Annotated in this window: 9 protein-coding genes; 6 read left to right on the forward strand and 3 right to left on the reverse strand. The window is 34.6% G+C overall.

Going from position 1 to position 8,847, the window contains the following annotated elements:
* Both J4P91_RS27720 and J4P91_RS27725 read left to right on the forward strand, forming a co-directional pair.
* Positions 1-342 (forward strand): hypothetical protein (locus J4P91_RS27720; RefSeq protein ID WP_207996650.1); only part of this gene is annotated, 342 nt, incomplete at its 5' end.
* 420 nt (positions 343-762) lie between these two features.
* The gene (locus J4P91_RS27725) at positions 763-1,401 is read left to right on the forward strand and encodes a helix-turn-helix domain-containing protein (RefSeq protein WP_207996657.1); all 639 of its coding nucleotides are present in this window, start codon (positions 763-765) and stop codon (positions 1,399-1,401) included.
* A 543-nt stretch (positions 1,402-1,944) separates the two neighbouring features.
* On the opposite strand, the gene J4P91_RS27730 is transcribed toward J4P91_RS27725, so the two are convergent.
* Both J4P91_RS27730 and J4P91_RS27735 read right to left on the reverse strand, forming a co-directional pair.
* The gene (locus J4P91_RS27730; RefSeq protein WP_207996651.1) at positions 1,945-2,580 is read right to left on the reverse strand and encodes a hypothetical protein; all 636 of its coding nucleotides are present in this window, start codon (positions 2,578-2,580) and stop codon (positions 1,945-1,947) included.
* Between the two features lie 226 nt (positions 2,581-2,806).
* Entirely contained in the window at positions 2,807-3,346 is a 540-nt protein-coding gene (locus J4P91_RS27735) for a hypothetical protein (protein ID WP_207996652.1), read from the reverse strand.
* Between the two features lie 1,022 nt (positions 3,347-4,368).
* Here J4P91_RS27735 and J4P91_RS27740 point away from each other — a divergent pair.
* From J4P91_RS27740 to J4P91_RS27750, 3 genes are all read left to right on the forward strand, one after another.
* Positions 4,369-4,704, forward strand: a complete 336-nt coding sequence (locus tag J4P91_RS27740; RefSeq protein ID WP_207996653.1) for a plasmid mobilization protein — start codon at positions 4,369-4,371, stop codon at positions 4,702-4,704.
* A complete protein-coding gene (locus tag J4P91_RS27745) occupies positions 4,686-5,864 on the forward strand; it encodes a relaxase/mobilization nuclease domain-containing protein (RefSeq protein WP_207996654.1) in 1,179 nt (392 codons plus the stop codon). Before J4P91_RS27740 ends, J4P91_RS27745 begins: the two co-directional genes overlap by 19 nt.
* Before the next feature lie 330 nt (positions 5,865-6,194).
* Entirely contained in the window at positions 6,195-6,809 is a 615-nt protein-coding gene (locus J4P91_RS27750; RefSeq protein ID WP_078214689.1) for a MarR family transcriptional regulator, read from the forward strand.
* Positions 6,810-7,446: 637 nt separating this feature from the next.
* Here J4P91_RS27750 and J4P91_RS27755 read toward each other — a convergent pair.
* Positions 7,447-8,283 (reverse strand): HAD-IIB family hydrolase, encoded by an 837-nt coding sequence (locus tag J4P91_RS27755; RefSeq protein WP_207996655.1) that lies wholly within the window; start codon positions 8,281-8,283, stop codon positions 7,447-7,449.
* 307 nt (positions 8,284-8,590) lie between these two features.
* Here J4P91_RS27755 and J4P91_RS27760 point away from each other — a divergent pair.
* A partial coding sequence (locus J4P91_RS27760; RefSeq protein ID WP_207996656.1) for a hypothetical protein occupies positions 8,591-8,847 on the forward strand: 257 nt, incomplete at its 3' end.

The raw sequence follows: 8,847 nt of genomic DNA on the forward strand, positions 1-8,847 counted from the left end.
ATGTTTATGTTCTGGACAATCATTGTGATGTTTGTATTTCCAGCAATCACAATGATGTTTATGTTCTGGACAATCATTGTGATGTTTGTATTTCCAGCAATCACAATGATGTTTATGTTCTGGACAATCATCGTGATGTTTGTACTTCCAACAATTACAATTACAACTCATTTTCTTATACCTCCTCTTCAAACAAGAGTTGTATTATTTTATGTTTTAATAAGAAAAATGCTTGTTTGCTTAACCTATCTTATATTTTCGTTTTTTTATCTCATTCTTTATATAAAAGTTGAAAATTTAGGAAAGAATGGATTGTTTGCCGTCGTTAAGTTGAAAACTTAAAATAGGAATCTCTTTTAAATTTCAAGAAAAACTCTCTATGAATGATTATTCATAGAGAGTTAACATAACGTCCCTTATCGGTAGCAAGGATAAGGTGGAATCCGCTTTATAGCAAGGGTTTCAACTTATCTTTTTCTATTTTTCTATGCATCTTTTTATACATGGTTGATATAGCAAGGATTCTGAGGGTCTTCGCTATTTTCTTTTTCTTCTTTTTTTGTATAAAATTTTGTATAAATTTGATTATGATTGTTTTAAATCATAGTATATGTTGATGTTAAAAAAAGACGAGTATATGCTTAATTTGTCTAAATTTTTTTGTGTATTCTTGTTTATTTTTTGTTATGTTTATTTTAAGTGTTGTTTATTTATATTATATCGCCGATATATCGCTGATAAAAATAGAAAGAGGTGGTAGCGATGGCCGATACGGGCGATACAGAAATTGAATTGTTAGAGGGGATCCCTAAGGAATTAAAAAGTCATGATATTGCTAAAACATTTGGAATTGCTGAAAGTACAGTTAGGAAATACGCCCAATCTCTTGAGAAAGCAGGGTATGTTTTTCGAAAAAATGAAAATAACACAAGGATTTTTACCGATATAGATGAGTTAACGTTTAGAGATTTGATTCAAGCTAGAAAAGAAGCTGGAGTAAGCCTTGATATGGCGGCTTCTGTAGCAGTGATACGAAGACAGAAGCAAAAATCACCGATACAAAGCGTGCGATCGTTGATAAATAAGGAATCAAAAGATGATTTGATTTCGCACGAAATGCGATATGAGATTCAGAAATTAGCAAATTCATTTCAAAAGCAAATAGAACAAATTGAAGAACAAAATCAAATGATAATTTCTAAGTTGCAAGCATCTGAAGAAACTGAAGTTGAAATAAAAAAACAGTTATTGGAATCTCAAAAAAGGGAAAAAGAAAAAGATCAACAAATTGAAGATATGCAAAAAATGATTGAATATATTTCAGAAAGAGATCTAGCTTTTGATAAAAAGATTGAAGAAATTTATCAAGAAGCTAAAAAACCTTGGTGGAAGAGATGGTAAGACACAGAGTTTAATATTTGTTGTATTTTACTCTTTTTAACAAGTTGTTTTGAATAGTAGAAAAACAAAAAAGTTTATCTTTTTTATAAGAGATAATTTTTTATAAAATGGAAGTAAAAAGAAGTGTGTGTATCTATGGGTAATAAAGGAGATGATTATACTGAAAATCTTTTTCTATTTCTTAATTATTCTGTTATTTCTTGTGGTTGATTACTTTTGGTTAGAAGACGAGAGTAAAAGATGGGGATGGTTTAAAAATAGAAGTAAAAAGCAAAAAACAATCTTTTTTACTCTTGTTCTTCTCTTAACTTTCATAGGATACATACTTCTTGATGCTAAATACTTTAAAATCTGATACCTTTACTCAGCTAAAGAATCCAATTTTTTTTGAGAATTTAATAGTTTATATCATTCACTTCCAATAAGAATCATTATGTTAACTAAGTTTGTATATGATATACAGCAGAAAAACTACTGGAGTTAGGTCAGTAGTTTTTCTGCTTTTTGAATGGTAATTGTTAGATGAGTTATGTCGTGGGGATTTTAAACGGTCCGATCACCATTCCAAACGTTTCCAGGTATCGGTTCTTCTGCACCTCTACCAAATATTCCTGTGAATTTATTAAAGGTATCGAATGTGAAAAGAATTTTCCCTTCCCTTATACCTTCATACCATTTACCTATCAATTCCCATTTGGATTTTGCCTGGTTGAATACAAGTTTGCCTTCAACTCTTCCATTTGGATAGGATCCGGTAACATTCTGTCCGGTTTGAGTAAATACAATCTGTCCATAATCAGTCTTCCAGTTTCCAGTTATATTGAATATGGATGGCGCTGCCTCACACTGAAGGTTCATATTATTTGTGATGTTGAGCCAACCTAATATCAATTTAGGATTATGAGCTTCAAACTTCGTCGGCCAAAACACAAAATCTCCTCCACGAACTGGAAACATATAAACCCATTTATTTTGACATCCTATTATAAGTTGTTGCTGCTGTGTTATACATTCAGTAGGTTTATATTCAGCGGTATAAATATATCCATATAAAAATCTATTCTTTAAATTTTCAGCATTGACGGGAAGAAACGAAAAAGTTGAAGGCGTTTGATTTGCAAGATCCAACCTGATTGTTGTCCACTTATTCATACAGCTTTGTGGAATGTCATATATCATATATGTTCATTCCCCTTTCTTTTACTTTTTCATATTTATTACCCTTAACTAATACGAATAACATTCCGTTAATTGGTATATACAGAAAGGTTGGGTACCTTAATAAAGGTATCCAACCTTTTTTTGTTGATGACTTCGATGTTACTTAGTGGTTTAGATAGTAATTATACTGTCAGTTACATAAAAAGTATCTGTAGTGTCGGTTAATTTTTTAAATATAAAGGATTTAACATCGTGTACCATTCCAAGCATTCCCACCAAATGCTAATCCACTGCCATAAGATCCGGTAAACGAGTTTGCTTGAAATGTAAATAAAATTCTTCCGTTGCCTCCGCCTTCATCTTTCCATTGACCGCCTAATGTATTTCCCCAAAGTGCACCGCCAACAATTCTACCTCTTATTGTTCGTCCCTGCGCATCTTTATAATCATATGTGCCGCTTACATTAAAACCTGTTTGAGTAAAATATAGTTTTCCACCACGGCTATTCCAACATGTCCCATTCAGGGCCAACAAGGTGGGGAAAGGTGGGCACATGGCACTCAAGTAGTCAGGAGTATAAATCCAACCTCTCCACAAAGTTCCAGATTGCGAAACAGGGTAAAAATGTACACTTTTACCAGTTATTAGACCTAGACTGTTCCACGCAGCACCAGGTTGAATTGCGGTAGTGTAGTCAGGGGGATTAATATAACCTAGGACAAAGCCTTTTGCTTGCTGGGTTAAATCAGTGGGATGAAACCACACTCCTTCATTAGTATGCAATCTCAATCGTGTCCATTGATTGAGACATCCGGCTGCAAAAATCTGCTGCCGCGTTTCGTGAACAGAATCTCTTTGATTGGACAACCTAATCACTTCCTTTTCAGATTATATAAAAATCTGTAAAACGCGTTATCTTTTCTGAGCTAAAATATGCAGAACAGGAAACCTATATGTTTCTGTGGCCAATTTTTCCGCTAATTTACAGTTCGAGCGCAATTCCATAGTGGTGTGAATATTTTCTCTTTCTTTTTATATTTTTTGAGATTAATCGCAAGTATAGTATGTTAACTCTAAAAGCTTGGATAAAGACAAGGTACAGGTAGTATTTTTTGTCCTCGTCTTTATCCATTTTGCAGTCTTCGTTTATCTTGCCGAACGACCGATAAACTGATGAAATACGTACTAAGGTCATTCGACTTTTTCTAGTATAGACTGCAAAACCACATCATCATCCGAACTAAATTATTCAACTTATTCTATATGAGATGACGATAATAAGACCGTGGGGCTAGCCCCACCACCCCAGCCTCACTCTCGATACCTGATAATATTGAAAGATGGGTGTTATAGTACTGATCTTTTTTATGTTTATAGGTAACTTCTTGCCATAGGAAAGAAGGCTACATATGGTGTCTGTCCACGGTAAATCGCAAGACCGATAGGTCGAGAATTTAAGGAGTGGATAGACGTACTACACCTGAACCCTCTTGGTATTGAACAAACTTTGTTTGTTCCTGCCAACCGGCGAGGGAGCCCCCTCAATATTGAGGGGGTTGGGGGTGTTTTATAAAGGGGTCAAGGGGGAAAGTTCCCCTTGTAGGTTTGGACAAAGTCCAAGGTGTTAACTCCCCCTTTTAAGGGGGTTGGGGGGTGTCATGTTAAGCATGACCAAGCGTGTATTTGGGTACCAAATACGGAGCTTGCCTAATTACGACGATTACGTTAAAATGGAAATATAAGGATACCATTTTATCGTGCGGATGACCTCTATAGATGGGCAGCCGCTAAGGAGGAATTACGTTATGAGCGAGAACAGATCTGAGGCAAAACAAATTAAATTTCGGGTGAGCGAAGACGAGTTCCAACGGTTGACGCTTATGGCGGATAACGTTGGAATGAGTGTGCCGGCTTTTGTGAAAGCCAAGGCACATGGGGTGAGAGTAAGACAACCGAAGATTGATAGAAAAGGAGCAATTGAAATTGCGAGGGAATTGAGAGCAGTTGGTACCAATTTGAACCAAGTGGCAAAGTGGTGCAATGCTCGACAGCAAGTAAGTGAACAAGAATTGGAACGATTAAATTACAACATAGAACAAATCAAAAAAGGATTGGAAAAGGCATGGCAACAATTAAGCTAGGTAGTACAAAAAATGCGAATGCATTATTGAGATACGCTGAGAAGCGCTCAGAAGTCTCCTGTGGCGTGAATTGTGATGTGGAGTATGTTAGGAGTCAAATGACAGCTACAAGGGAAATATGGGGCAAAAATGGCGGTATACAGGCTCATCATGTTGTACAGTCATTTAAGCCAGGAGAAGTAACGCCAGAATTAGCAAATCAAATTGGGCAAGATTTAGCCAAGGAAATTGCAAAAGATCATGAGGTAGCCGTTTATACGCATACGGATAAAGACCATATACATAATCACATTGTCATCAATTCCGTAAATCTTGAGACAGGGAAAAAATATGTAGATAATGCGAAAAACCTTTATTTCATACGTGAGCAATCAGATAAATTATGTGAGCAACATGACTTATCTGTTGTAAAAGAGCCATCAGCAAAGCAACGTTATCATCAAGCTGAATATGGTCTTGCCAAACGTGGTGAAGTAAGTTGGAAAGATGAATTACGTCAAGTGATTGACTATGTAAAAGATAAAGTAACAAATGTAGAAGATTTTAAGAAGCTATTGCAACAAAAATTTGGTGTTGAAGTGAAAGAACGTGGTCAACATTTTAGTTTTAAACATCCTAATGTAGGGCGGTTTGTAAGGGGGAAAACACTCGGTTTAGACTACGAAAGGGGTACGATAGAAAATGAGTTTAGTAGACAAATTGAATCAAGTGAAGAGCGAGGAGTCAACGAAACTTATACAAGATTTGCAAAAGAATCTAGAGGACAATCAGAAGTTAATGGATCTACTGAAAGGGTACATCAGTGTACAGATGGACAGGGATACCAATATGAAAATGGCAACGAGCAAAGAATTGATAGCGATGCAGAAGACAAGCGAGGAAATACAGAAGGAGATGCTTTTGATTTTAGAAAAGCAAAGTCAGCTCTTGAACGTGAACAAAGAAATTCTACTGAAGACTTTGGAAAGTGGAAAGAGCGAGATGGCAGCAAGCAATCAACAAACAGTTTATCATCTCCAAAACATTCAGAACAACCTAAACGGACAAATGGAAGAAATCAAGAAAGACATGGGACGCGAGATTCACAATATGAGCATAAAAGCACAAAAAAGATTACAAAAAGTCGAAGAAAAGAGCAATCAATTGATTTTGAACCTTAAAAAAGATACCTTAATGTATTTTTGGGTAGATGCTTTCAAATATGGATTAGCTACAAGTGTAGTTCTAATCCCCTTGTATTTCCTTATACGCTCTTTTTTTTCATCGATAGGGATGGAACTACCTTAAGTGATTAAAAACATTTTAGAAGAGTTTAAGAGTGGTTTTATTTAACAATAGATTTCATGTTATGATAAAAATAGAAAAACCGCCCTTAGTCTTGGCGGACAGGCGGTTTTTCATAGCAATGGTTGGGAACAACCAATATATATTCTATATACATTGTAGCATATATCAGTTGTTTCCTTCCACATGAAGGAGCGAATTATTTTATGACAAAAGTTGTAGATTTTGGACAAGCTGAAAGAAATGCTAGAAAAAAAGATTTTGAGATTGAAAACAAAAAATTTGAGCAGGATCATAACGAGGTTTCTAAAACTGAATTAGAACAAGCTATGGAAATTATGGCCAAAGCTACTGGTAAAGAACTTTACATAGGCACCAAAAGAAGCCCTCAGTCGAAAGTGAGGTTTGCTCAATTTATGCAAAATAATTTAGGGTTTTTAAGAGAAAATAAGTATTTAACGGCTAGAGAGAAAAGTTTTTTTATTGATATAACACCATTAATTGCTTTTGATAGTAATTGTATTGTAGAGGATATTACAGCTAAGAACCCTGCTCCTATGAATATTTCACAAATTGCTGATTTTTTAGGGACTGATAGGTCAAATACAAGTAAAATCATTAATTCTCTTAAAAGAAAAGGTCTTTTGTTTAAAGGAGAATCAGGTTTAGAAGGAAATAATGCTAAAGCATATGCAATATTTATAAATCCACACATTATCTATGCAGGGGATAAAGATAATATAAATAAAGCTTTACAGATAATGTTTCATAAAGCTATGAAAATGAAAATATTAAAAGATTTACCTGATAGATTATTTTAACTTACTAATCGTAGTTGTTTAACTTGACAACTACGATTTTTTTGTTTTTGTTCGTACTTTTGTTCGTGGTAATTTAACCACACAAGTGTGGGGATTTAACCACACACGAAAATCTCTAAAACCCTTGATATATCAGCATTTTTAGCACTTTTTAAAGTCTCTCTCTTCTCACTCTATATATAGGGGCTTTTCTCCATACAAGGAACGGAGAGTATTTTTTGAGAACTTCACTCAAAAAATCTTCCTCCTTTCTCCTTGTATTCCGAAATTCGGCTGGTTTTTAGCTTTCGCCAAGCCGAACAGACCAAAAACGAGGTTAAGTTGCTCGACTTGGATTAGCAATTGTACCAGCCGAACCGCCAATTCTATCGCTCTAAGCAATAAGTTTCCTTCATATTTAGTTACGTTTAGTTCCTGGGGGCTAGCCCCCAAACCCCCAGCCAGCACTTACACCCAAAAACAAGGGAAATACCAAAACCTTAATAAAAATAAAAAACAGCTCTTTGGGAGCTGTCAGTAAACATAAAATTCGAAAGCGGAAGTCAATGTATCTTGTTTATTTAACATTAGCACCCGTTTGTTTCACAAACAAAGACCATTTAATTTAAAAACTTATAAAAAATGGTTCCAATCACTACTACACAACTAGTTCTTTAATGGTGTTAAGTATCCCTTCTGAATAAGAACCTATGGTTAAATGCCCATGTCCATTTTTTGCCTCACTTGTAGCATTCTCAAGTAAATAACCGAATTTTACAGCCTGTAACATTTTTAAGTCATTACCACTATCACCGAAGGCAATTGCATTTTGTCGGTCTATCTTAAATTTTGCTAATATATATCTCACAATCTCGTCTTTTCCAGTTCCTAAAGGGATAAAATCAATATCATATGCATTCTCTGGGTCTCCAGCCAAAGGATTACATTGATTGATGTTTATACTAATTTTAAAATCACTAGCAACTTGTCTAATATGGTTAAGGTTTAATTGATCGTCCTCTTCATTCTTGCAGAAATAGTAGTAATTGCTTTTGTATTTTGATGCACCCATCTGTGATTGGCTATCTAAAGCAATATTTTTAGAAGCTAACAAATCAACTATCTCTTTTATTTTATCGGGATGGTAATTGCCATTATCAAACCTGCTAAGCCATTCTTCATCAATTTCACCTTGTTTTAACTTGTTGAAATAATGAATTTCTGTTCCCAAATCACTTGCAATAAAATGAGGAAGATATTGAAATCCACCCCTCTTCATTTTTTCAAGAACAGCCTCAATGTCACTACCCGTTACCAAGCCAAAAAGTAAACCAGAAACCCTACTTTTTTCTACGATAGTCTGTTCTAATGCTTGTATTTGACTTTTTCGTTCGGCGGTTAATTGGTGAGGAAAGTACGTTTCATCAAAATCACTAAATACAATGTATTTAGGATTTGGTATTTCTGGTAAAGTTCTAAAAAGATTGTAGTCCATAGAGTAACCTCCATAAATTCTTCTCTCATTCACCTTCACCTTACCATAAATATCCAATTATTTGTATAACTAAACTGCCAGTTAATTGAACAAGAAACAATGTATACGATATACATGCTCGGTTAACATAACGTCTCATTATTAATAGCAAACAAAAAAGACTCATCCTTTCTTACAAAGAATGAATCTTTTTGTAAAATTTTCCATTAAAGATAAAGAATCATAAACAATCTTATCAATTTTTTTGATCATAATGATGTTTGTGTTTTGAACAATTTTTGTGATGTTTATGTTTTGGACAATCATTGTGATGTTTGTGTTTCCAGCAATCACAATGATGTTTATGTTCTGGACAATCATTGTGATGTTTGTGTTTCCAGCAATCACAATGATGTTTATGTTCTGGACAATCATTGTGATGTTTGTGTTTCCAGCAATCACAATGATGTTTATGTTCTGGACAATCATTGTGATGTTTGTGTTTCCAGCAATCACAATGATGTTTATGTTCTGGACAATCATTGTGATGTTTGTGTTTCCAGCAATCACAATGATGTTTATGTT

Source organism: Bacillus sp. XF8 (genome assembly GCF_017498755.1).
Taxonomy (GTDB): Bacteria; Bacillota; Bacilli; order Bacillales; family Bacillaceae_G; genus Bacillus_A; species Bacillus_A bingmayongensis.